The organism is Listeria kieliensis, from assembly GCF_003369925.1.
Lineage (GTDB): Bacteria > Bacillota > Bacilli > Lactobacillales > Listeriaceae > Listeria > Listeria kieliensis_A.
Genome location: NZ_LARY01000002.1, coordinates 916,666 through 940,826, shown reverse-complemented (window position 1 = coordinate 940,826; position 24,161 = coordinate 916,666). Strand labels below are relative to the sequence as shown.

The 24,161-nt window shown below is 38.5% G+C and carries 25 protein-coding genes and 1 tRNA gene; 15 read left to right on the top strand and 11 right to left on the bottom strand.

Annotated elements, in window-relative coordinates; genetic code table 11:
* Nucleotides 1-58: 58 nt before the first annotated feature.
* From gyrB to dnaA, 5 genes are all read right to left on the bottom strand, one after another.
* A complete protein-coding gene (gene gyrB, locus UR08_RS10400; protein WP_115753565.1) occupies nucleotides 59-1,996 on the bottom strand; it encodes a DNA topoisomerase (ATP-hydrolyzing) subunit B in 1,938 nt (645 codons plus the stop codon).
* Nucleotides 1,997-2,042: 46 nt separating this feature from the next.
* Nucleotides 2,043-3,149 (bottom strand): DNA replication/repair protein RecF, encoded by a 1,107-nt coding sequence (gene recF, locus UR08_RS10395; RefSeq protein ID WP_115753564.1) that lies wholly within the window; start codon nucleotides 3,147-3,149, stop codon nucleotides 2,043-2,045.
* A 9-nt stretch (nucleotides 3,150-3,158) separates the two neighbouring features.
* Nucleotides 3,159-3,377: a S4 domain-containing protein YaaA gene (yaaA, locus tag UR08_RS10390; RefSeq protein WP_036073924.1), complete on the bottom strand. Its 219-nt coding sequence runs from the start codon at nucleotides 3,375-3,377 to the stop codon at nucleotides 3,159-3,161.
* Between the two features lie 214 nt (nucleotides 3,378-3,591).
* Nucleotides 3,592-4,737: a DNA polymerase III subunit beta gene (dnaN, locus tag UR08_RS10385; RefSeq protein WP_115753563.1), complete on the bottom strand. Its 1,146-nt coding sequence runs from the start codon at nucleotides 4,735-4,737 to the stop codon at nucleotides 3,592-3,594.
* Between the two features lie 178 nt (nucleotides 4,738-4,915).
* Nucleotides 4,916-6,262 carry a chromosomal replication initiator protein DnaA gene (gene dnaA / locus UR08_RS10380; protein WP_115753562.1) on the bottom strand — a complete coding sequence of 449 codons (1,347 nt, stop codon included), beginning with the start codon at nucleotides 6,260-6,262 and terminating at the stop codon, nucleotides 4,916-4,918.
* Nucleotides 6,263-6,895: 633 nt separating this feature from the next.
* Between dnaA and rpmH the strand changes: the two genes are divergently transcribed.
* The 4 genes from rpmH to jag all read left to right on the top strand — a co-directional run bounded on the left by rpmH (nucleotide 6,896) and on the right by jag (nucleotide 9,009).
* The gene (rpmH, locus tag UR08_RS10375; protein ID WP_115753561.1) at nucleotides 6,896-7,030 is read left to right on the top strand and encodes a 50S ribosomal protein L34; all 135 of its coding nucleotides are present in this window, start codon (nucleotides 6,896-6,898) and stop codon (nucleotides 7,028-7,030) included.
* A 98-nt stretch (nucleotides 7,031-7,128) separates the two neighbouring features.
* Nucleotides 7,129-7,494, top strand: a complete 366-nt coding sequence (gene rnpA, locus UR08_RS10370) for a ribonuclease P protein component (RefSeq protein ID WP_115753560.1) — start codon at nucleotides 7,129-7,131, stop codon at nucleotides 7,492-7,494.
* Nucleotides 7,495-7,531: 37 nt separating this feature from the next.
* A complete protein-coding gene (gene yidC, locus UR08_RS10365; protein ID WP_115753792.1) occupies nucleotides 7,532-8,395 on the top strand; it encodes a membrane protein insertase YidC in 864 nt (287 codons plus the stop codon).
* The gene (gene jag / locus UR08_RS10360; RefSeq protein WP_115753559.1) at nucleotides 8,392-9,009 is read left to right on the top strand and encodes an RNA-binding cell elongation regulator Jag/EloR; all 618 of its coding nucleotides are present in this window, start codon (nucleotides 8,392-8,394) and stop codon (nucleotides 9,007-9,009) included. Before yidC ends, jag begins: the two co-directional genes overlap by 4 nt.
* A gap of 73 nt (nucleotides 9,010-9,082) precedes the next feature.
* Here the strand turns inward: jag and UR08_RS10355 are convergent, their stop codons facing one another.
* Nucleotides 9,083-10,294, bottom strand: coding sequence for a metallophosphoesterase (locus tag UR08_RS10355; protein WP_115753558.1), 1,212 nt, complete (start codon nucleotides 10,292-10,294; stop codon nucleotides 9,083-9,085).
* A 169-nt stretch (nucleotides 10,295-10,463) separates the two neighbouring features.
* Between UR08_RS10355 and UR08_RS10350 the strand changes: the two genes are divergently transcribed.
* Nucleotides 10,464-11,318, top strand: coding sequence for a MurR/RpiR family transcriptional regulator (locus tag UR08_RS10350; RefSeq protein WP_115753557.1), 855 nt, complete (start codon nucleotides 10,464-10,466; stop codon nucleotides 11,316-11,318).
* A gap of 36 nt (nucleotides 11,319-11,354) precedes the next feature.
* Here the strand turns inward: UR08_RS10350 and UR08_RS10345 are convergent, their stop codons facing one another.
* Entirely contained in the window at nucleotides 11,355-12,413 is a 1,059-nt protein-coding gene (locus UR08_RS10345; protein WP_115753556.1) for a MupG family TIM beta-alpha barrel fold protein, read from the bottom strand.
* A 133-nt stretch (nucleotides 12,414-12,546) separates the two neighbouring features.
* On the opposite strand from UR08_RS10345, the gene murQ reads away from it, so the two are divergent.
* Both murQ and UR08_RS10335 read left to right on the top strand, forming a co-directional pair.
* Nucleotides 12,547-13,431, top strand: coding sequence for an N-acetylmuramic acid 6-phosphate etherase (gene murQ / locus UR08_RS10340; protein WP_115753555.1), 885 nt, complete (start codon nucleotides 12,547-12,549; stop codon nucleotides 13,429-13,431).
* Nucleotides 13,432-13,444: 13 nt separating this feature from the next.
* The gene (locus UR08_RS10335) at nucleotides 13,445-14,893 is read left to right on the top strand and encodes a PTS transporter subunit EIIC (protein ID WP_115753554.1); all 1,449 of its coding nucleotides are present in this window, start codon (nucleotides 13,445-13,447) and stop codon (nucleotides 14,891-14,893) included.
* 373 nt (nucleotides 14,894-15,266) lie between these two features.
* Here the strand turns inward: UR08_RS10335 and UR08_RS10325 are convergent, their stop codons facing one another.
* The 3 genes from UR08_RS10325 to UR08_RS10315 form a co-directional block, all read right to left on the bottom strand.
* Nucleotides 15,267-15,770 (bottom strand): DUF1433 domain-containing protein, encoded by a 504-nt coding sequence (locus tag UR08_RS10325; protein WP_240616072.1) that lies wholly within the window; start codon nucleotides 15,768-15,770, stop codon nucleotides 15,267-15,269.
* 256 nt (nucleotides 15,771-16,026) lie between these two features.
* Nucleotides 16,027-16,437, bottom strand: a complete 411-nt coding sequence (locus tag UR08_RS10320; RefSeq protein WP_115753552.1) for a hypothetical protein — start codon at nucleotides 16,435-16,437, stop codon at nucleotides 16,027-16,029.
* 19 nt (nucleotides 16,438-16,456) lie between these two features.
* Nucleotides 16,457-17,677, bottom strand: a complete 1,221-nt coding sequence (locus UR08_RS10315; RefSeq protein WP_165849986.1) for a lipase family protein — start codon at nucleotides 17,675-17,677, stop codon at nucleotides 16,457-16,459.
* Between the two features lie 143 nt (nucleotides 17,678-17,820).
* Here UR08_RS10315 and UR08_RS10310 point away from each other — a divergent pair, with 143 nt between their 5' ends.
* From UR08_RS10310 to UR08_RS10290, 5 genes are all read left to right on the top strand, one after another.
* The gene (locus UR08_RS10310) at nucleotides 17,821-18,252 is read left to right on the top strand and encodes a DUF1433 domain-containing protein (RefSeq protein WP_115753550.1); all 432 of its coding nucleotides are present in this window, start codon (nucleotides 17,821-17,823) and stop codon (nucleotides 18,250-18,252) included.
* Nucleotides 18,253-18,552: 300 nt separating this feature from the next.
* Nucleotides 18,553-18,879 (top strand): PadR family transcriptional regulator, encoded by a 327-nt coding sequence (locus UR08_RS10305; RefSeq protein ID WP_115753549.1) that lies wholly within the window; start codon nucleotides 18,553-18,555, stop codon nucleotides 18,877-18,879.
* Entirely contained in the window at nucleotides 18,876-19,220 is a 345-nt protein-coding gene (locus tag UR08_RS10300) for a DUF1048 domain-containing protein (protein WP_115753548.1), read from the top strand. The genes UR08_RS10305 and UR08_RS10300 overlap by 4 nt, the downstream gene beginning before the upstream one ends.
* Before the next feature lie 14 nt (nucleotides 19,221-19,234).
* Nucleotides 19,235-19,588, top strand: coding sequence for a DUF1048 domain-containing protein (locus UR08_RS10295; RefSeq protein WP_115753547.1), 354 nt, complete (start codon nucleotides 19,235-19,237; stop codon nucleotides 19,586-19,588).
* A 142-nt stretch (nucleotides 19,589-19,730) separates the two neighbouring features.
* The gene (locus UR08_RS10290; protein WP_115753546.1) at nucleotides 19,731-20,966 is read left to right on the top strand and encodes a chloride channel protein; all 1,236 of its coding nucleotides are present in this window, start codon (nucleotides 19,731-19,733) and stop codon (nucleotides 20,964-20,966) included.
* A gap of 58 nt (nucleotides 20,967-21,024) precedes the next feature.
* Here UR08_RS10290 and UR08_RS10285 read toward each other — a convergent pair.
* A tRNA-Val gene (locus UR08_RS10285) sits at nucleotides 21,025-21,097 on the bottom strand.
* 105 nt (nucleotides 21,098-21,202) lie between these two features.
* Between UR08_RS10285 and UR08_RS10280 the strand changes: the two genes are divergently transcribed.
* The 3 genes from UR08_RS10280 to UR08_RS10270 all read left to right on the top strand — a co-directional run bounded on the left by UR08_RS10280 (nucleotide 21,203) and on the right by UR08_RS10270 (nucleotide 24,130).
* Complete coding sequence (locus UR08_RS10280; protein WP_115753545.1) at nucleotides 21,203-22,318, top strand: glycerate kinase; 1,116 nt, start codon at nucleotides 21,203-21,205, stop codon at nucleotides 22,316-22,318.
* Between the two features lie 83 nt (nucleotides 22,319-22,401).
* Nucleotides 22,402-23,739: a hypothetical protein gene (locus tag UR08_RS10275; RefSeq protein ID WP_133296347.1), complete on the top strand. Its 1,338-nt coding sequence runs from the start codon at nucleotides 22,402-22,404 to the stop codon at nucleotides 23,737-23,739.
* Between the two features lie 67 nt (nucleotides 23,740-23,806).
* Complete coding sequence (locus UR08_RS10270) at nucleotides 23,807-24,130, top strand: thioredoxin family protein (RefSeq protein ID WP_115753543.1); 324 nt, start codon at nucleotides 23,807-23,809, stop codon at nucleotides 24,128-24,130.
* Nucleotides 24,131-24,161 lie beyond the last annotated feature (31 nt).

The window sequence follows — 24,161 nt, the reverse complement described above, 5'->3', positions numbered from 1 at the left end:
AAACCTCCCTTTCCAATTCTAAGCTAAATTAGATTTGATTATTTCCCAGGAAATAAAATTAAATATCCAAGTTTTTAACATACTGAGCATTTTCTTCGATGAATTTCCGACGCGGTTCAACTCGGTCACCCATAAGCATTTCAAATGTTTCATCCGCATCAATGGCATCATTAACGCTAACTTGTAGCAACGTCCGGTTTTCAGGATTCATTGTCGTATCCCAAAGCTGTTCCGGATTCATTTCTCCAAGCCCTTTATAACGCTGAATGGCATATTTTTCATCGCCTAATTTTGCCAAGTAATCATCTAACTGCTCATCTGAATACACATATTCAACTTGTTTCCCATGTTTAATTTGATAAAGGGGAGGCTGAGCAATATAAATATAACCAGCATCCACAAGCGGACGCATATAACGATAGAAAAGCGTAAGCAATAGCGTCCGGATGTGCGCACCATCCACATCGGCATCGGTCATGATAATCAGTTTATGATAGCGTGCTTTTGAAACATCAAAATCGCCACCAAAACCAGTTCCCATTGCCGTAAAGATCGTTCGAATTTCTTCGTTTGCCAAAATTTTATCGAGACGCGCTTTTTCAACGTTCAAGATTTTTCCACGGATTGGAAGAATTGCTTGGAAAAGTCGATCACGTCCTTGTTTAGCAGAACCGCCGGCTGAATCCCCCTCAACGATATAAAGCTCACTGATTTCTGGATTTCTAGACGAACAATCCGCAAGTTTCCCTGGCAAATTGGAAATTTCAAGCCCAGTTTTCTTACGGGCAACTTCGCGGGCACGTTTTGCTGCTAGTCGAGCTCTCGAAGCCATAACTCCTTTTTCAACAATTTTCTTGCTGACATCTGGGTTTTCCAACATAAACTTGCTCAAAGCTTCTGAAAAAAGCTTATCTGTAATCGAGCGCGTTTCTGAGTTTCCCAATTTGGTTTTCGTTTGCCCTTCAAATTGTGGGTCAGGGTGTTTAACCGAAATAATCGCAGTTAAACCTTCTCGCACATCTTCACCAGACAAATTTTCATCATTATCTTTAAAAAGCTTATTACGTCTTGCATAATCATTGATTACACGTGTAAGTGCTGTTTTAAAGCCAGATTCATGCGTTCCGCCTTCATAAGTGTGAATATTGTTAGCAAAAGAAATGATCGAACTTGAAAATCCAGAATTATATTGGATAGCCACTTCTACCATGATGCCATCACGTTCACCTTCGATGTAAATCGGCTCATCGTGAATGACTTCTTTCGATTGATTTAAGTGATCAACATACGATTTAATTCCACCTTCATAGTGATATTCCTTTTTCACTTGATGTTCAGCACGTTTATCTTCAATCGAAATCATTAATCCACGATTTAAGAAAGCTAATTCGCGGACACGTGTCCGTAAAACTTCGTAGTCAAATTCCACAGTTTCAGTGAAAATTTCAGGATCTGGTTTAAAATGGACAATCGTACCACGATAATCTGTTTCCCCTTGATTTTCAAGATCTGATACAACATTTCCACGTTCAAAACGTTGATAATATTTTTTTCCATCACGATGCACGTAAACTTCTAGCTCTGTTGAAAGAGCATTAACAACGGAAGCCCCAACGCCGTGAAGACCACCAGATACTTTATAGCCGCCACCGCCAAACTTACCGCCAGCATGAAGCACTGTAAAAATAACTTCAATCGTTGGGCGACCTACTTTTTCATTGATCCCTGTTGGCATTCCGCGTCCATTATCTTGAACAGTAATACTGTTATCGGCTTCAATCGTAATTTCGATTTCTGTACAAAAACCAGCTAAAGCTTCGTCAATTGAGTTATCGACGATTTCCCAAACTAAATGGTGAAGTCCGCGCTGACTGGTTGAACCTATATACATACCTGGCCGTTTTCTTACGGCTTCTAATCCCTCTAAAACCTGAATTTGATTGTCATTATAGTCCGAAGCATTTTCATGTACATTTGTAATATTTTCTTCTGACATCTAAGCTTCACCGCACTTTCTCATTTTCTATTATATCAACCTAAAATTAGGATTTTTTTATGTGACCTTTTTCCACTTCAAAAGTAGTAGCTTGTTCGAGCTTTGCATGTTTAATCCCACTTACGCTAGTTGTCGTAACAAATGTTTGCACTTTGCCAGAAATCGTTTCAAGCAAATGAGACTGCCTGTAGTCATCAAGTTCACTTAATACATCATCAAGCAAGAGGAGGGGATATTCCTTTGTTTCTTCATGAATCAAGTCAATTTCAGCAAGTTTTACAGATAAAGCTGTTGTTCGCTGTTGACCTTGCGAGCCGAACACTTGTACATTTTGCCCATTAACATAAAATAGAGAATCATCCCGATGCGGTCCGATAAGTGTGACGCCTCGGTCGATTTCTCTTTGCCGAATGGTTTTCATTTTTTCAAGTAAGTTCTGTAAATGATCGCCGTCCTGATCGAGTGAAACAGAAGGCTTATACTCAATTTGTAGCGTTTCAAGCCCTCGCGAAATATCATGATGGATCGGAGCTGCATAAGCTTGCAACTTTTGGATAAACGCGGAACGCCTTTCCGTCAATTTAATGGCGACCTCTGCAAATTGCTCATCGAGAATGCCAAGCATGACTTCATCAAAGTTCTTCTTTAACTTTGCTTGCTTCAAAAATTGGTTTCGCTGGTGTAAGATCCGCTGAAAAACACTTAAATCATGTAAATAAACAGGCTGCATTTGACCGATTTCCATATTCATAAAACGTCGTCTTACGCCTGGTGCACCTTTTACAAGCGTTAAATCTTCTGGGGCAAACATGACCACGTTTAAATTTCCAACATACTGACTCAACTTTTTTTGCTCAATGTGATTGACCTTTGCTTTTTTTCCTTGTTGAGTAAGCGTGAGTTCAAGTGGCAAAGTTTGTCCGTGTTTTTCAATTCGTCCACTAATCTTTGCTTCCGCTTTATCCCACTGGATAAAATCTTTGTCGTTTGTCGTCCGGTGCGACTTAGCGAGCGAAAGCATCAATATCGCTTCTAATAAATTTGTTTTTCCTTGAGCATTTTCGCCAAGAAATACATTGATAGACGGGTCGAGATCGATTGTAAGTTCATCATAGTTTCGGAAATTTTTAAGCGTTAATTGTTTTAACAGCATGTTTTTTTCCTAAGATTGTTCAATCTTAACTTTTCCTTTTCCGGGAACTAAAATGACATCGCCATTCCGCAGTTTCCTGCCTCGTCTGTTATCTTGTTCGCCGTTTACATAAATCGGATGTTCGCTTAGAAATGCTTTTGCCATTCCCCCAGATTCAACAACATCAAGCATCTGCAAAAGCTGTCCCAGTGTTACATAGTCACTGTCTATTGTTACAATATTCGCCAAAATCTCACACCCAATCTATTTTATCGCTATCTTCTATTTTACTAAAGTTTGCCTATAATTACAAAGATTATTTTCTAAAGCATCGTTTTTCGGTTTTTTATTAAAAATAATGGGGGGATACTATTTTAAGTGAAAAATGAAATTTAAGGCTAATATGGAGCTTCTGTAAAATTTACATAAAAAAGCCCACCTAAATTGGTGAGCTTTTTATCAATTAATAAGTTCGAACAGGTGTAATCAATTGTAAAATTTCATTTGGATTTTCCGCATCACGTGGACGAAGAACGAAAGGACGCATTGTTCCAGAAAACGAAATTTGAATATCATCGCCTTCAAACGCACGTAAAGCATCCATCATATATTTTCCGTTAAAGGAAATTTGTAAATCTTCGCCAGTAAAGCTTTGACTGAAGAGTTTTTCAGAAACATTCCCAATTTCAGGAGAGTTAGACGAAACCTCTACTTGGCCATTTTCCAATGTGGAAAGTTTAATTACATTATTGCGATTTTCTCTTGCGAGTAGGGAAGCACGGTCAATCGCTTGTAAAAAGGCTTTCGCGTTAATAATCAGTTCTGATTTTGTTTCAGCTGGAATTAGTCTTGAAGTATCAGGATAACTTCCTTCGAGTAAACGCGAATAAAACAGCAAATCTTTTAATTTAAATAAAATTTGGTTGTTGGCTAGGATGATTTCAAGTGAATCAGAAGCTTCATCCAAAATTTTATTGAGTTCTGACAAACTTTTTCCTGGAATAACAATGTTGTATTCTTCCTCTTCAGGAGCTTCAATTGGAATTTCCCGAAGCGCAAGTCTATGACTATCCGTTGCAACAGCCGTTAAAGTTCCATTTTTAATGATCCAATTCACCCCAGTAAGTACAGGACGAACTTCAATCGTTGAAACAGCGAAAACCGTTTGACGAATAATATTTTTAAGGACATGGATTGGAATCCGAATTTGTTTTCCTTCAGATACCTCGGGAAGTTTCGGGTATTCTAAAACATCTAACCCATTCAGTGTAAAGAAAGCTTGTCCAGAACGAATCGTTGTTTGGTTATTAGTCGTTACTTCGATTTCAACGTTTTTATCTGGCAGTCGTCTAACGATATCTCCAAAATATTTTGATTGTAAAACGATTCCACCAAACGATTCGACTTCAACAATTACCTCATCTTGTTCAATAAGTGGAATAAAAGCTTCGATTGAAATATCTGAGTCACTCCCAGTAAGAGTAACACCTTCATCATTCACATCAATTTTAATCCCAGTAAGAATTGGAATCGTTGTTCGAGCAGAAATAGCACGTGTAACTTCGTTAACAGCATTGACCAAATGATCTCGATCGATGACAAATTTCATGAAAAATCCCCCGTTCATTTTTTATGATGTTCTTTAATTAATTAATAAGAAAATCGTAATAATAGTAATAGGCCTTGTGGATTTGTGGATAAGTAAGCTAATCTATTTTTCTTCTAAGTTTTCCACATGTGTATAACCAGTGGAAAACTAGTGTCCTGTTATCCACATTATCCACAGATTAATTTTTACGTAGATTTTTTTCTATTTCTTGAATATCATTTTTTAAAACTTGATCGCTTTTAAGCATCTGCGAAATTTTTTCGTGAGCATGAATGACAGTTGTATGGTCACGCCCACCAAATTCATCGCCAATTTTTGGAAGTGAAGCATCGGTTAATTCCCGTGACATGTACATGGCGATTTGTCTAGGAAAGGCAATGCTTTTGGTTCTTTTTTTAGCTTTAAAGTCTTCGAGTTTAACGTGGAAATACTCCCCAACAGCTTCTTGAATACCACTGATTGTGATAACGGAGGTTTTGGCATTTGGAATAATGTCCTTTAAAGCTTCCGCTGCAAGTCCAGCTGTAATGTCTTTATTTACAAGAGAAGAGTAGGCGACAACGCGAATTAGTGCCCCTTCAAGCTCCCGAATATTCGAATCAATTTGATTAGCAATATAAAGCATCACTTCATTTGGAATATCAAGCCCATCCGCTTTAGCCTTTTTCCGCAAAATCGCAATCCGCGTTTCAAGATCAGGCGGAGTGATATCTGTAATTAGTCCCCATTCAAAACGTGAACGAAGCCGATCTTCAAGTGTTGGAATTTCTTTAGGTGGCCGGTCACTTGAAATGATGATTTGTTTTTGCTCATCGTAAAGCGCATTAAACGTATGGAAAAATTCTTCTTGTGTTCCTTCTTTACCAGCTAAAAATTGAATATCATCAATCAAAAGTACATCTACATTGCGGTATTTTGTTCGAAATTCTTCTGTTTTGTTATCGCGAATGGAGCTGATAAATTCATTGGTAAATTTTTCGCTGGATAAGTACATCACATTTGCATTGTCTTTGTGCTCTTGCACGTAGTGACCAACAGCATGCATCAAGTGCGTTTTTCCAAGTCCAACGCCTCCATAAATGAAAAGTGGATTGTAAGCTTTGGCTGGTGCTTCTGCTACAGCAAGCGAAGCCGCATGTGCAAACCTGTTACCGGAACCAATTACAAATGTATCAAAGACATATCTTGGATTTAACATATGTTTGGAGTTATCAGGATCATTTTCATCCGGTAAGTTTTGATTTTGTGGAATCGGCTTGTAATCAAAATTTTCTTCTTGTTCGCCGTCAATAAAGCGTACATCATAAGAAGCTCCCGTCACTTCTTGTAAAATATTGGCGATGAACTGCGTATAGCTCTTTTCAAGCCAGTCACGAACAAAATTGTTAGGCGCCGAAATGACAAATGTGTTGTCTTCAAGAGAATGTGCAGTAGTGGATTTCATCCAAGTATCATAGCTTGGTTTGCTCATATTCTTTTGAACAATTTCAAGTGCACGTGTCCAGATCTCTTCTATAGACTGCAAAAAATTTCCCTCCCTTTTTCTGTGGACATGATTTTAAGGAAGAAAAATAACAGGGACGATTTTCCAAAGTTATCCACAAAACGGTAAAAATAGTGGATAAAGATATCCGGACCCTGTTAAGAAAATATCCACAACAAGAAATAATTATGTGGATAACTTTATTTTTCCTCAACTTATTTACTATTCAACACCTGATATCTTATCAAAAAAAGGCTTTGATATCAAGGACTTTCAAAAAATATCCACAAATTTATCCACTTGTAGAAAAACGTTACCCACAATCTGTGGGGTTGTGCATAACTTGTGCGTAACCAGTTTATAATTTTTCTTGCTTTATATATTTATTCACAATTAATTTTTATGGTTCTGTGGATAAAAGTGGATAACCTCACATAATTATCCACAGTTTCGTGATTAAAGAAAATAAAGCTTTTTAAGAAGGTAAGAAAAAAGATTGAAGTAAAATTTTGCTTTTTCCTATAAAGAGGGTTTTTTTAAACTTTGAAATATGGTATGATTAAGGGCGAAGTTTTTTCGTGCTCTATTGACAAAAAACGTTTATTTCCGTACAATATTTAAGACTGTCTAATAGATTTAAATCAATTGGACCCAGATAATGGGAGGTGTTACAAAGTGAAAAGAACATATCAACCAAGCAAACGTAAAAGAAAAAAAGTACACGGTTTCCGTGCACGTATGAGTTCTAAAAACGGCCGCAGAGTGTTAGCAGCACGTCGTCGTAAGGGAAGAAAAGTATTATCTGCGTAGACCACTGATACGGCTCAGTGGTTTTTTTATTGTTTTTTATGGAAAAAATCCATTTTTGATAGAAAGCGGATGGCACACGCAAAAAGATGGGAGACTGTATGAAAAAAGAATATCGGATCAAAAAAAATGATGAATTTCAACGAGTGTTTAAGAAAGGGAAGTCATTTGCCAATCGACAATTTGTCGTGTATAAATTAAGAAGAGAAAAGGAAGGAACGCATTTCCGAATTGGTCTTTCTGTCAGCAAAAAAATTGGCAATGCTGTTTGTAGAAATCATGTGAAACGTTGTATTAGACAGACATTCCATGAACTTGAACAGGAGATCGAACAAGGAAATGATTATATTATTATCGCCCGAAAACCGGCGGCCAATATGGATTTTCATGAAATTAAGAAAAGTTTGATTCACGTCTTAAAAATTGCAAAAGTATTGAAAAAGACCAGAATGAGCGGTTCAAAATGAATTGGAAATTTAAAAAAAGGCGGGGAGGTTACACTTGTTGAAGAAGAAAAAGAACCTGAAGAAAAAACTCTTCGTGATCGGACTTGTTATTGCTTTAGTCACTGTACTTTCAGGCTGTGGTTATTCAACTGATCCAATCACAAAAGACTCACCAGGATTCTGGAGTCATTACATTGTCTTTCCATTATCTTGGGTGATAAGATGGTTTGCTGATGCCTTTGGTGGCAATTATGCGGTTGGAATTATCGTTGTTACGATTATTATTCGCTTAATTATTATGCCACTTATGATTAAACAGCTAAAAAGCCAAAAAGAAATGATGAAAGTTCAACCTTTACTTAAAGAGCTGCAAGAAAAATATGCTTCTAAAGATAATGAAACAAGGCAAAAATTGCAGCAAGAAACGATGCGCTTGTATCAAGAGCATAATATTAATCCGATGATGGGCTGTTTACCGCTTATTATCCAAATGCCAATTTTAATTGGTTTTTATCAAGCGATCAGCCGAACAGCTGAAATCAAGACGGATTCATTTTTATGGATGACGCTAGGTCAACCCGATCCCATCTATATTTTGCCGATCATCGCTGCGATTACAACTTTCCTATCATCAAAAATTTCGATGATGGGGCAAACACAGCAAAATAAAACGATGGCCATGATGATTTATTTCATGCCAGTTATGATTTTGTTTATGGGGATCACACTTCCGTCAGCACTAGCGCTATACTGGATTATCGGGAACATTTTCACGGTCTTCCAAACACTTTTAATTAATAATCCTTTTAAAGCAAAAAGACTACAACAAGCTGAAGAGGCTGCCAAAGCCGAAGAAGCTCGTTTGAAGAAAAAAGCAGAGCACATGAAAGCTTCAAAAAAAGGAGGTAAGAAGAGAAAGTGAGAGATATCACTGCACAAGGTCAAACTGTTGAAGAAGCGATTCAAAATGGACTAAAAGAACTAGCCTTGAACCGTGATCAAGTGGAAGTAGAGATCATGGATGAAGGTAAAAAAGGGATTTTTGGAATCGGTTCACGTCTTGCGATGGTTAAGGTCATTGAAAAAGAAAACAGTGTACAAATTGTCACGGAATATATTTTGGATGTTGCTAAGAAGATGGGGGCGGAGATCTCACTCGAAGCAAAAGAAGAAGGAAAAGATGTTTACGTGCAAATCTCTGGTGAAAACCTTGGAGTTTTGATTGGAAAACATGGTCAAACACTTAATTCTTTGCAGTACTTGACTCAACTAATTGCCAATAAACAAAGTGAGCAGTTTAGAAATATCTTTGTCAATGTCGGTGATTATCGTGAGCGCCGCTATGAAACACTCTCAAATCTTGCAGAAAAGATGGCTGGGAAAGCACTAAAAACCAAAAGTGCTGTTCATTTAGAACCAATGCCATCTTTTGAAAGAAAAATTATCCATGCTGTTTTAAGTGAAAATGAAAAAATAGAAACGCATTCGGAAGGGCGCGATCCTTACCGTTATGTTGTGATTAAACCAGCACGTTAAAAAAGACTGTAAACAAAGTTGTGAAAAACTTTGTTTACAGTTTGAGCCACGCAAAGCAATTTGCGTGGCTTTTTTATTGGAATAAAAGAGGAAGTTGAGCTTGAAAGTCATCCTGATGATGCGAAGGGATGGAACATGTGGTTACCTTTCCAGTAGGTGTAAGCACAGCTTCTGTAAGTAAGTTACCGTGAATGCAGCCAGTATCCAGATGGATTTTATTTTTTAAGCGAAAGGCGTTTTTAGCGGCAACGTGTCCAAAAAAATGATAGGGATGATGCTCATTTGCTTCTTCTAATAGGAATAACAATTGTTCTTCGGTAGGTCTTGACCGGTCTAGATGGAAATTACGCATTCTTCGTAGGGACTTTTTATCAAGTTTGCCGAGATATTTATTTTTGCACGGGGCATGGGTCGCATAAAACGACGCTTGATTTGAGATAAGCTTATAGAAAGGCGCAGAATGTTCAACAAGCGTATGAAATTTGGCAAGTAAATCGGGATTCTCTTCAAGGATGGGAATGGAATCGAAAAAACGAGAAACAATTTCTTCGTTAGCATTCTTAATTTTTCCTTGGAGGTAGTGATAAACAAAAGATTCGTGATTCCCAATTACAAAATAAAAGTGTTCAAGGTTTAGATAAAGAAATTCAAGGATTGCTTTCGTATTTTTCCCTTTGTCGATGGAATCCCCAAGCAAAATGAATTGGTGAGATGGATCAGGTCGTTCTGTAATGCGTCCAGATAGATTGAAGCGAAATCCACTTTTTTCTAGCAATGTCATAAGTTCTTCTAAACATTCATGTGTGTCACCAATGATATGGTAGGTTTTCCCGGGTTCAAGTAGGTATTTTTTGAGTTGATCACCGTTTGACTCAATCGAAAAGTTTGAGATGGGCAGTGTTAAGGTATGCTGATTAGCAAAATGGTCACTTGCTAGTTTTGACGCTTGATTTAAATAAACAGCTTCAAGTTGATATTGATTCTCTTTAGCAATTTTTTGGATGCTTTCTTGCAGTGAATCGGAAGGCTTGTTACCCATGTGAATTAAAATGTAGTCAGCTGATGTTGGAAAGGATGCCGACTTATTTAAATCATTTAAAAAGCTTGTTTGGTTTGTATCAGGAAAAAATTGAATGGTAGTATAGTAATTTTTAGAAGGTTCATCATTTCTTAAGGCAGGCATGAATTGTTGTTCGATGAAAGTGAGCGCCTCGATAGATGTGTCTCCAAAAAACAGGAAAATCGTATGGAGTTGGGTAGTGAGTTGTGAATTTGTTTCGGCCATTGGAGATTCTCCTTTCGATGTTTCACGTGAAACAATTAGAGTTTTAATTTTAATTATAGGTTTAGGAGAGCTGATTTTCAAGCTGTCTAACTGAAAAAACTTAATTAAAATTTTATTTCAAAAATGGATTTTATGATATAATCAAAGAAAAAACAAGGAAGAAATGGCTATGACAAATGGAAGTATTATCAATCTTATAAGTGGAATTCTTGATACGTTGCCTAAGTCGGAACAAAAAGTAGGGAGAACGATTTTAAATGATCCTGACTTTGCTGTAAAAGCATCCGTACAGAGTCTTGCAAGGAAAGCTGAAACAAGTGCTGCGGCAGTAATTCGGTTTTCAAAGTCTTTAAATTTGGATAGTTTTCCTGAACTGAAGCGTCAACTTTCTATGGAACTAGCAACGCCTAATAGGACGGGTTACTATGATATTGAACCGGGCGAATCTTTTGATTCAATTCGTGAAAAATTGGTTTCTAATGTTAATCAGACGACACAAGACACCGCAAGTCAACTCAAGGAAGACGCCATCATTCAAGTTTGTGCGGAGATGGAACAAGCCGAAACAATTTATGCTTATGGCGTCGGAGCTTCGTGGCTTATTGCGGAAGATATTGCGCAAAAGTGGCTGCGTGCAGGGAAAAATGTATTTTTGTCGCAGGACCCGCATGTTCTTGCCATGGCTTTTTCTTCTGGCAAAGAAAACAGTTTGTTTTTTGCCATTTCAAATAGTGGGGAAACTTCGCAAGTGCTTGAACTAGCAAATGAAGCGAAACAAAGCGGTTTAAAGGTAGTTAGTTTAACACGCATTGGAAATAATAAGTTGAAGTCGATTTCTGATTTGGTATTAGAAACTTCTCGAGCTCCTGAAGCGGAAATGCGAAGTACAGCAACAAGTTCTAGGCAAGCACAGCTTTTAGTTATTGATATTTTGTTTTATTATTTCGCATCAAAGCAATATGATGAAATGATTACGCATATCAAAAAATCACGAGAAGCAACCAATCGTTTTCGTGAAAAATAAAAGGCAGCATTTGAATTCATTCAAATGCTGCCTTTTTTAGTTGAAGCGTAATTTTATTTTTTGTCCGGCTGAAATATAGGAGAGACAATCCAGATAAAGCGGGCTGATTTGACCGATGCAATTTATTTTTTCATTGGCTTCTAAAGGAACTTTTGTGATGCAAATTTCGCCACTGTAACGCCCGTATTTTTGATTATCAATCGTGATCGTTCCAGCAGGTCGGAGAATTGTATTTTTAGCTTCTATTGCAAGTTCATTAAAAGCTGGGCGACTATTTTCTAAACGTATCAAATCGCGCGCATCGTCCATTCGATTTTGATCACCTTGAATAAGGTGATTTTTTATTTGAACGGGTACAAAATCGGCTAATGTAGCTTCAAGAGACAAAGTCTGATTGAAAATAAGATTTTGCCAAAATGGAAAATGCAAGGGATCTAATGCCGGGTCGCCGATGTAAACATGGTCAACAGCTAACGTGAAGAGTTCCAAAGTCGCCGCGTAAGGACTTGTAAAGCGATGCTTTTCTAAGGTTGGTAGACCCGCATAAAGTGGTAAGCGTTTTTTGGAATCACCGGGTACGAAAGCTGAAATTTTAAGACCATTTCCGCGCAAAAAATGGTTTTTTTGTTTGAAAAAGGTTTCGCTCAAACCTGTTTCAGGTTTTGGATAGTAATTATGAAAAGCTTCGATATTTTCCATCTGAGCATCTGCTTCTTTTAAGGCGTCTAAAAAAGCTTGATCAATGGTGCTGGCATTTAAGTAAACTGTAATTTTTTGCGAAAGTAAGGCAATTTGCTGGATTCCAATGCCATAATCAATTCGCAAGCCTGTTACGCCTATTTTTCGGATTGCTTCAGCATTTTCAAAGCTTAATTGAATTTTAGCTAAAGCATTTTCGGAAATATCTAAGATGAGAGTCATCTTATTTTCTTGAGCAGCTTTGCCTAATTCTTCTAAACGAGTCCAGTAATCTATTTTACTTTCTTCTGGAATATGTAGTGAACTGAAGATAGATGAAAACCCATTTTGATGGGCTATTTGAACGGTTTCAGCAACGTTATCCAAATCCTGTAAATAAAGACTAATTCCTAGCATTTTATAACCTCCATTCTTATTATCAAGTATAAGACTTGTGAAATAAAATTTCAATTAAATGTTACAAAAATAAAATAAAGTATTGAAATTTTGTTTCAAAGGTTTTATAATCTGTTTATGAGGAGTGATTGAGATGTTAGAAAATTTATCCACGGAAAAACAAAATTTGAAAACGCTTAACTTAGATACTTTAAAGGTTGAGGAAATCTTATCGATTATGAATGAAGAAGATGGAACGGTTGCAGCGAGCATAAAGCCAGCTCTTCCTGAAATTGCCAAAATTGTAAGGGCTGCCATTTCAAGTTTTAAACGAGGAGGGCGTCTTATTTATATGGGAGCTGGCACGAGTGGGCGTCTTGGCGTACTTGATGCGGTTGAATGTGTGCCCACGTTTGGCGTTTCTAAGGAGCAAGTGGTTGGTCTCATTGCTGGAGGGGACGAAGCGTTTGTTACGGCGGTTGAAGGTGCGGAGGATTCTATTCAGCTTGGAAAGTCGGATTTAGAAGGGATTTCGCTTACAGAGCTTGATACGGTGATTGGGATTGCTGCGAGTGGTCGAACGCCTTATGTGATCGGTGGTTTGGATTATGCGCGAAGTGTTGGAGCTACGGCGGCTGCGATTTCTTGTAACAAAGACGCTGCCATCTCGCAACATGCGGAAATCGCGGTTGAAGTCGTACCTGGAGCGGAGGTTTTAACCGGATCAACTCGGCTGAAAGCAGGAACGGCACAGAAATTAATTTTAAACATGATTTCAACGGCTTCTATGGTTGGAATTGGCAAGGTTTATAAGAACTTGATGGTGGACGTGAAGCCAACAAATGAAAAATTAGAGGAACGGGCTAAGCGAATTATCATGGAAGCAACGGAATGTAGCTATGACGAGGCAGAAAAAGTTTATTTTGCTGCTGATAAACATGTAAAAACAGCGATTGTTATGATTTTGACGGGAAGCACTAAAGAAGATGCTGAACAAAAACTTAAAGCTTCAAATGGTTTTGTAAGAAAAACAATTTAAGGGGTTGAGTAGGGTGTCAAAAGAAGCAGAAATCGGCAAAAAAATCTTTGAAAATGTGGGCGGCAAGGAAAATGTTTCGCGGATTGCACATTGTATGACGCGAGTTCGGCTAGGGATTCGCGATCCAGAAAAAGTGGATTTAGACCAATTGAAAAAGGTTCCGGGTGTTTTAGGTGTTGTGGAGGATGAAACACTTCAGGTTATCGTTGGTCCTGGAGTAGTGAATAAAGTCGCAGCGGCGATGGCTGACGAGGCTGGCGTGAAGATTGGTGAAGTTATCAATGAAAATTTGGACGCGGAGCAAAAATCTGGGAAAGAATTGGTAGAAGAAAAAGCTGCTGCAACGAAGGCAAGTATGAAAGCTAAACAAAATAATCAATCGGGATTTAAGCGCTTATTGAAATCAATTTCGAATATTTTCGTTCCGTTGATTCCTGGTTTTGTTGGTGCGGGTTTGATCGCAGGTATTGCAGCGATTTTGGCGAATAATATCACAGCTGGAAATTTAGACGCAGGAACATGGACGCAGTATGTTGATATTTTGGGTGTAATCAATAAAGGTATTTTCGCTTTTCTTTCGATTTATGTTGGGATTAATACGGCAAGTGAATTTGGGGGAACTCCGGTTTTAGGTGGCGGAATTGCTGGGATTACAATGTTGTCGGGGCTTGCTGATGGGCATACGATCACAAATATTTTCACGGGTGATGCGATTTTATCAGGACAAGGTGGGATTATTGGTGTTTTGTTCGCAGTTTGGCTAATGTGTCTGCTTGAAAAGGGCTTGCGCAAATTTATTCCCAATGCTATTGATATTATTGTGACGCCAACGATTGTAATGCTCGTGATGGGACTTATTACGATTTTTCTTATCATGCCAGTTGCAGGCTTAATTTCTGAAGGACTGGTTTCAGCTATCAATTGGACTATTGAAGTGGGCGGACTTTTCTCAGGATTTGTACTCGGAACATTTTTCTTGCCGATGGTAATGCTAGGTTTGCATCAAGTTTTGACGCCGATTCATGTGGAAATGATTGCGCAAACGGGTGCGACGCTTCTTCTTCCTATTTTAGCGATGGCGGGTGGCGGTCAAGTAGGAGCTTCCATTGCACTTTGGATTCGTTGTCGGAAAAATAGACCGCTTGTGAATATGATCAAAGGTGGACTTCCAGTTGGAATTTTAGGAATTGGCGAACCGCTGATTTACGGGGTTACGGTTCCACTTGGACGACCATTTATTACAGCTTGTCTTGGCGGTGGTATCGGCGGGGCAGTTATTGGTGCTTTCGGAAATATTGGGGCGATTGCTATTGGTCCTTCTGGCGTAGCACTAATTCCGCTTATTGCAGGCGGACACTGGTTAGGTTATGTTATTGGTCTTCTTGCTGCTTATCTTGGTGGTTTTGTTTTAACTTACTTCTTTGGTACTCCAAAAGATGCTATGGAGGCGGTGAGCGAGTAATTAATTAGAATGAAGTGGAAAAGTTGAACTTGATTGGATGTTGAGTTCAACTTTTTTGTGCAGAGAAATAAGTGTTTCTTAGTTGTTTGTTTAAGAAGAAGAAATTTTTTGATTTTTGTTTCTAGGGGATATGAATTAGCTATTGATGGCTACTTAATTTCAAGAACTTTAGTGATTTTATTTTGGTTATATTTGGTAGTAAAGTTATTTAATTATATCAATGAGGATAAAAAAATTAAGAATATTGAAAGGTGATTTACAAAGTATTTAGCATCTTTATGTATTTAATAAAATGTATTGACGATACAGTTAATACACTCCAGATTGGCAAAAAGCACCTATTTAGGGCCTTCAAAAGTGAAGGCCCTAAATATTAGCTATTGTTATTTCGTCGATTGCTATTCTTAAAAATTTCTTCTTCAAAAGCTTTCATTTCTGCGATAATTTCGGCAACTGAACGTTCTTTATTAGGGGAATCTCCTGAATTTGATTCTTCTTTCTTGGCTTTTTCTTCGGCTTCAATGTCGGTCACGTTTTTAGATTTATATTCAAATCCAGGTTTAGAGTATTTATCATCGAATATTGTTGGAGTATCAACGACTTCAACTCCATTTATTCCGTCCAAAGGAGCGTCAATTTCCAATTTTTTATTATTATTTAAGTAGCCTTCAATATGGGTTACACCTGTAGGATTTGTGTATGTTCCCGTTAGAGTAACGGATTCTATATTGTTATAGTTGTAATTTAGAAATTTTTCAATGCGTGGTTTTTGTTCTTGCATCAATTCTTTTTCTTGATGTTTCATGTACAAATATCCCCCCAAACTGACAAGTAGTACGATAATCAGTATGCTTTTTAATGTTTTTTTCTTTTTCATACGTTCAACTCCTGTCAACTGTACAATACAAAATGAATATAACATAAGAGATAATGAATTTGACGAAATTTACAGAGCTAAAGATTATAGTTTTACGGCCGTAGTTTGGTCCCATTGAGAAATTGTAACTGAATGTATCAGATATCACGTACATCAGCCGCTCATATCAACTCCTTAAATTCTTTCCACTTTGCTCCAGTCAGACATTTACCGTTGACCCTTCCTGTTTAATCCGTTCCTATCGCCTGTATTCGCATTACCAAGCATCTTTCAAATCTTCTTGACTTCTTCGAATGTTTTCTGTTCTGGTCGATTGTAGCCACTTTTGTACAGCATCTCCTGTTACCGAATCAAAAGCGTCTTTTATTTGTACTTGTAAACTATGTAAATCTTCTAGCATTTCCGGATATCTTCTCCGGACACGATCCATTTCATCATCTAGTTCGGATTCGATCCGTTCAGCTCCCTTATTCACAGCTCTTTTTAAGGCGATTTTTTGCGCCTGTCTGATTAGTTCCCGCTCAGCCGCAATTAGATTCGCGCGCTCATTTGGCGTTAAATCTTTACTTTTTAGTCGTTCTTTCAAGACATCTGCTTGATACTTATATTCTCCTGCTACATCTCCTAAAGCTCTTGCTCTCTCCCTATCATAAACATTCCCGTACATGTTTATTCCTCCTGTATGTTTATTTCATGTTGGCTGCTATCCAGTTCCCTATACTCATATCTTTTTCTCGAATTTTTTTTGCTGCTTGAATCAACTCCATTTTAAATTCTTTCAAACGTTTGATATTCTTTTCATTTGATTCATAAAAACGCTCAAATTTTTCTGGGTCATGAAACATATAAATCCCGTTACGATGTTTTTTAGAACGCTCTGTGAGCATATTATCGACGTCCCAAATTGTCAATTCCCTAAACCGAGCACCTTCCACCGTATCCTCATTCAAACGATTTCTTAGCCGTTTTGATTCCTGGTTCACTTTGTCTTCTAATTCTTCCATTCGATTTTGAAGTTTTCGCATCACAGACACAATATTGTCTATACGTTCTGCCCGCCTAATAATTTCGTCTGGTTTTACTTTTAACTGGGCTGTTCCATCAGCATTGAACATACCTACAAATGTATCGCGCATATGTCCCTTAATCGGCATTGTTCCTCCCAAAACAGCAGGGTTTGTATCCATGATAAATTGTTTTCCAATCGGAATGCCTCCAGGTACAATTTTTCCGACTGGGTCTAAACGATGCCGATAATCCGTGATAAGTCCCATAAAGTCACCATTCTTCACTGCTTCTTGTTGCGCCTTTGATAACAACCGATACGGATTCGCCGCCGCATAAGTGACCGCCCTTTTTTTCAGCTGAACCGCCATAAAAATTGCCAGTGCACCACCCAAACTATGACCCGTAAAACTATAATCTTTAGCCTTATATTTCTTTAGTGTTTGATTGACAAAAACCTGATACTCTGCAAATTGATTATCAGTATTCAAATACCAGGCAGGTAAGGAACTGGCAAAATTACCTAAGCCATATTTCTTTAACGTATTATGTACTTTTTGAACGTCCTTTCCAACTATGCCTCTTAGTTTGACATCTGTCGCTGGCTTCATTCCAACCCCTAATTTTCCTAAATCTGCATTAATCCAGTCTTTTAGGAACTCTCGACCTTCTGAACCACGAGAAACAAATACCACATTATCATAATTTGTCTTTCCCTTTTTATATTCTTTTGCTGGAACAACTGCCACTGCTTGTAAACCGCTACCATTTTTATCTATGTAGTTAATAACTCTCCATTGTGATCTATCCGCTAGAGTAAAACTTTTCCCGTTTTTTAGGATATCGTTATTATAAACTCTATCCGCTAAATTAAAATATTGCTCTTCCGTAAATTTTGCCAATTTCATCACCTCTTATGTTATATTAATTCTGTACCTTATTGCACATGCTGGGAGTTGAACATATGAAAAAGAGGAGAACATTGAAAACCATATTAATTATACTGATTATTATACTACTTATCAGTTTAGGGGGCTATCTATACATGAAACATCAAAAGCAAGAATTGATGCAGGAGCAAAAGCCACGCATCGAAAAATATCTAAATTATAATTTTAACAATATAAAGAGTGTAACCTTAACGGATACATACACTAATCCAACTGGAGTCACCCATATCAAAGGGTATGTAAATGGAGATGAAAAACTAACAATTGATGCACCACTGAGCAGTAAACATGGTGTTGAAGTTGTTGACACTTCTGATGAGCTATTTGATGATTATCTGAAAGAAAAATATAGATTCAATGTTCGTAGTGTTTCTGACATTGAAGCTGAAGAAAAAGAAAACGGAAAAGAAACTAGTTCCACTGACGAATCAAAAAAAGAACGTTCAGTTGCCGAAATAATCGTAGAAATGAAGGCCTTTGAAGAAAACATTTTTAAAAACAGCAACCGCCGAAATAATGATAGCTAATATAGGAGTCATTTGCATAATAAATCAAAGGGAATTAAGATGCCTGAACGTAAAAATATGACGCGCAAAAAGCGATGAAGAAATATAAGCTAAAGGCACAAAGACGTGGTTTACTAAAAAAATCAGAACTCATTTCTCAAAAATATGAAAGCCGAAAAGAAAAAATCTTTTCGGCTTTTGTGTGACGTTCACTAGTTGACAAATTTTCTATATCGTATTACTATGTAGTAGAACTTAACATTACTATATAGTTGATGGGAAGGAGGAAAATCTGTTTGTACGTAAGACAGATGACAAATTATGAATGGAATAACTGAGATGCTAAAAGGGGTTCTTGAGGGAATTATCCTTGAAATTATTAATCGGAAAGAAACCTATGGCTATGAAATTACTAAGATTTTGCAGGAATCGGGTTTTGAAGATATTGTAGAGGGAACTGTTTATACAATTCTCTTGCGACTTGAAAAAAAGGAGCTCGTTGTCATAACTAAGAAGAAATCGACAATGGGCCCAGTGCGAAAGTTTTATTCGTTAAGCGATGCTGGTCAAAAAGAACTGGAAAATTTCTGGGAAAAATGGGAGTTTGTTTCATCGAAAATTGATAAATTGAAGGAGGAACAAGCATGAATTTCTGGGATAAAATTACTGGAAACGATATTACGAGAGATATGAATGGTTTTCAGTCGCGCATCGAAAAATTACCGGATGATTATCAGGCGGCTTGGGAAGAAATCACCCTGAACCTCGCGGGGCACGCCGATTTTACCGGTCGTAACCTCATTCCTATTCTTGGTGGCGTGGTTGATTGGTTTGAAGAAACGGCGGCAGACGGACAAACTGTGCAAGAAATTTTGGGGGACGACGTGAAAGGTTTTTGTGTGGCGCTTGCTGGCGAAGAAGGGGCAAAGTCATTGCGTGATAAATGGCGCGATCAGTTGAATAAAAATGTGGCGAAAAAGCTGAAATAATAGGAGGGATAGAGATGGGCTTGCAGGAAATTTTGTCCGAAAAAAAAGAATGGCGTAAGCATATGGCGCGAGTCAATGCACTGCCGCAAGACTATAAAGTGGTGTATAAAGAAATCCAAAAGTACCTTTTCAAAGTGGGTCCTTTGGAGCTTATCGATGGGATTAAGCCACTTGCTGATGTTTTGGAACTTTTTGAGGAAGGTGCTGCAAGAGGCGATGCGGTTCTAGATGTTACAGGAAAAGATGTCGCCGCTTTTTGTGACCGCTTGATTCAAGATTCGAAAACGCAAAGTGATGAGTATGAAGAACAAGTGAACCAAGAAGTGAAAAAAGCTTTGAAAAAAGAAATGAATAGAAAAAAGAAATGAAAAAGCTGTTCCTTTTTATAGGGATGGCTTTTTTCTTGCTTCTCTCAGTTCAGTTTTTGACTATTCGTTTGAAGAGGCTATTTTTCGGGCAAAAATAAAAGAGTATCCAATTAGATGGCTTAGAGTTTCGGAGGGAAGCAAGATGAAAAAGGTAGCAATTGTGCTCGGGGGCTATACACTGCTTTTAAGTGTGGTTATTGGCGTTGTAGCAGCCTTGTTTTTAGCGGCTGTTCACTTTTCAACAGATTTTGTTTGGGAACAACTTCCAGAAAGCTTGAATCAGCCCAATTTTTATCCGCTTATGGTGGGTCTAATTGGCGCTTTGCTTGTTGGACTTATGCAAACGAGATGGGGCGCATTTCCTTATACAATGCATGAAAATATGGCTGAATTTCGGGATACTGGTCGAATCGAATATAAAAATCGACTGTGGAAAACGATTGTGGCAGCATGGATTATTCTTTCTTTTGGGGCAAGTGTTGGACCGGAAGCGGCACTAATCGGTATTGTCGGTGCAATGATTACTTGGCTAGTGGAACATTTACGCATTAATTTAGCGAGTCGGGAGGAACTTGTGAACCTGGGGATAGGCGCGATGATGTCAGTCGTTTTCCTTGCTCCTTTTAATGGGATTGTTCAAGATGTTGAACATAAAAATCCAGTGGAACGGAAGTTGCCCGGTTGGTTGCGCTATTCGCTTTCAATTGTCGCTTCTTTCTGTGCTTTAGCAGCTTTCGTGATCGTTAAACAGCTTTTGCCACTTCCGGAAAGTATATTTGCCATTCGGCTATCCGATCAAGCGATATGGAATTTACAAAACCTCATTTTCGTGGTTCCTGCCATGATTTGCGGTGTTGCTTTTGCTTTTTATTTTAATGGATTGCAATCACTTGTTGAAAAGGTGCTTCATTTTGTGCGGAATAAGTGGCTACTCGCACTGATTGGCGGCCTGAGCATTGGGCTTCTTGGAATGATTTCTTCGTATTTCTTGTTTTCAGGGGAGCATCAGCTGATCGAAATGTCGAGTGAAGTAGTGAAATATAGCTGGCCGTTTTTGCTTTTGCTTGCGCTCCTCAAGCCGCTTCTTGCAGCGATTTGCGTAAACACGGGCTGGAAAGGTGGGTTGATCTTTCCGGCAATCTTTGCAAGCAGTGTGATGGGCTATGTGTTTACTTGGCCACTTAACGGGCACATCGGATTCTTGCTTACTATTTTTGTTGCGGCAAGCTGTTCACGAATTGTTGGGAGTCCACTTCTTACTAGCTCGATTTTGCTTTTTGTTTTCCCATTACAGTTTTTCCCATTCATTTTATTTACATCGCTTATAGTGAATCCAAAGCGGGTTCGCGAACTTTTACATAAGGAAGCAAAATCTTAATACAACAAAACAGGCAAGAAACGAAAACTCTCCGTTTCTTGCCTGTTTTTTAGAAAAATGGTCCCGACTGGTCTCGAACCAGCGACCCCCACCATGTCAAGGTGATACTCTCCCAACTGAGCTACAGGACCTTATTAATTTTATAATAACGGCTGTGAGTTAGGCTGTCAACTAAAGATTAGGACTTTGTTTTTTTGTGAAAAATGATATGATAGAACAAAAAAGGAGGTTCCAGGATGAAATTTGTCATCGCTCCAGATTCTTTTAAAGAAACGCTTTCGGCGGAAAAAGCGGCTATTGCTATTCAGAAAGGCTTTCTGCGCGTTTTTCCAGAAGCAGAATACCAGCTTTTGCCCGTCGGGGATGGTGGGGAAGGCACACTTGATGTGATTGCTAAAATACGCCAGGCAGAGCGCCAAGTTGTTTCAGTTACGGGTCCGCTTTTAAAGTCGATCGTGGCGCCGATTGCTTTTATTGATGAGCGGAAAACTGCTTTTATCGAAATGGCTGAAATTTGCGGTTTGCAGCTTGTTCCTGAAGATAAGCGTGATCCGCTAGCAATTTCAACTCGGGGTGTTGGAGAGATGATAAATTACGCGATGGAGCAAGGCGCAGAAGAAATTGTCATTGGAGTTGGAGGAACGGCTTCTAATGATGGCGGCATTGGCATGGCCGCGGGTTTAGGTTATGTGTTTTTAAATGAGGCAGGCGAAATGGTTACACCAGTTGGAGAAAATCTAGCACAAATTCATACGATCAAAAAAGAAGGCGTACGGCCGCAGTTAGCTAAAACAAAGATACGCGTTATTACAGATGTGACCAATCCTTTGGTGGGAGTGAATGGCGCTACTTTTATCTTTGGAGCGCAAAAAGGTCTAAGCGAAGCGAAGATGCCTCAAGTCGATGAGATGATGGCCGCGTTTTATGATCGTTTCTTTGGAATTCCAGAAGTACCAGGATCTGGGGCAGGAGGAGGAATGGGCGCGGGTCTTCTTCAATTTGCTTCAGCTGAACTGACACTTGGCATTGACTATGTGATTGAAGAGTTACAGCTTAAGGAAGCTTGCGCGGATGCTGACTTTGTCATTGTTGGGGAAGGCCGAATGGATGGCCAAACTTCAAGTGGGAAGGCGCCGCTTGGAGTGGCGCGTGCGGTTGCCGGACGGGTTCCAGTGATTGCCATTTGTGGGAGTGTAACAATGGATAGTGAGCATCTTTATGAACAAGGGATAACAGCTATTTTTCCGAGTATTGCTTCGGTGGCTACGTTTGATGAAGTGCGCCGGGATGCAGAACAAAATTTAGTAAGGACAGCTGAGAATGTTGCAAGATTGTTGAAATCTGCCAAATGACTTTGAATTGTTTCACGTGAAACATTTTGGGTCGTTTGGATTGAATTGAGGAGTTGGACATGGAGCCAAAAGGAAAATTTTTTATGTACGCTGTAATGAATGCAACCGTATTTATGCCATATCTGTTTTTTATTTTAGCGGGCAATCAATATCAAGGCTGGTTAAATGGCTATGCTTCACTAATTATCTTTTATGTGTTTAAATCAACCGGGACTTTTTTATTTAACGCTTTTAATTATCAAGCAAAAACTAAGTCACTTTTACTTGTATTGCTAACGATGGGGATTATTGGATCGGTCTTGGCTAGCCTTGGTTCATTCGATGCACTTTGGATTGAAATGGGGGCTATATTGATCGGAATTTCAAGCAGTATGGCGCTACCTGTCTATATTACTTTGCAGTATCATGATCATTTTTATTATGGTAGGAAGATGTCGAATCGCAATTATTTACGGGCGCTCTTTGTGATTATCTTAGCGCTTGCGATTGGCGGCATTTTAGCACGATATCTCTATCCAAGCTTAGCCTTCTTATTTTACGCAGCACTACTTCTGATTACCTTTTACTTTGTCAGTCGCTTGCCTGACTATGAAGTGAAAACTCGATCAGGGGAAGCCTTTTTAATTCGACCTTTTCTCGTGTTCTTTATTGCTTCCTTCATTCTCTTTTTGTTTAAAGAAGCACGCACCATTGAATCTACAGATTATGTGTTTTGGGTATTTCTCGCAGCCCTTGTAGGAATTTTAATTTTTATCGGTGCAGGTCTTTACTTAATGCCGAGAATGAAACTGAAATTGGAACCTTGGATTTTATATTTTTCCTTTTCACAAGGTGCAATTATGAGTTTTACGCTACTTTATGGAACCTTTGTTGCACTGGCCGAAAAAGACTTTAATTTCATGTTATTCGGTGTATATATGGTGTACTTTTTAGGGACGCTATTTTCTCTTGCGGTTGAGCCAATCGTTAAAAAGGCTTGGGGCAAACGCCCAATTTTATATCTCTACAGCTTAGGGATTGCTTTAAGCTTTGTCTTGATTGTGATTCCGGCGCGACTAAGCATCAGCGTTGGTATTTTTATTGCTTCCTTGTTTTTATCCATGCTAAGCCGCCACTTAAATCGCTCAGCGTATGCGACTGCCACTACAGAAATGCAAGATGCCAGTTTACTACTTCGAAGCAGGTGGACAAAACTGGGTAGCATTTGCGGACAGATCTTCCTAGTTTTCTTGCTATTTATCGGTAGTTTATTTAGCGCATTACTTGATTTTAAGCAGGTTATTGCGGCCTTTAACGGGGCAGAAAACATGTCGAATGATTTATTTTTCGATTTTGCGGGAACTGCGCTTGTGGCAGCGCTTGGTATTTTGCTATTCCTCTTTGCGGGTTTAAGAAAGTATCGAGGAACTGTTAAAAAATGAACAGTTAAGCTCGTTTGCTTGACGATTCAGATGGAATGGCATAATCTGAATCGAGAGGTGAGAAAATATGGCGATTATACATGCGAAAGAAGACGACTTTGATCAGATTATTGCCAGTCATCCAAAGATTTTACTAAACTTCTGGGCCGAGTGGTGTGCGCCGTGTCGCTGTTTTTGGTCAACTTTGGATCAATATGCCGAAATAGAAAATAGAGGTATCCAAATTGTCAAAGTCAACGTAGATAAGCAAAGGAAAATTGCTGATCGGTTCAAAGTAAAGGGAATCCCCAACTCATTTGTGATCGTAGATGGTGAAGTGAGAGGGATGATAACGGGGAAGATGAGTTGTGATGAACTTTCTAAACGTGTAGAAACTTTAATTGCGAAATAAAAAAGCCTTAACTGCTGTGCCTTTCAAAAAA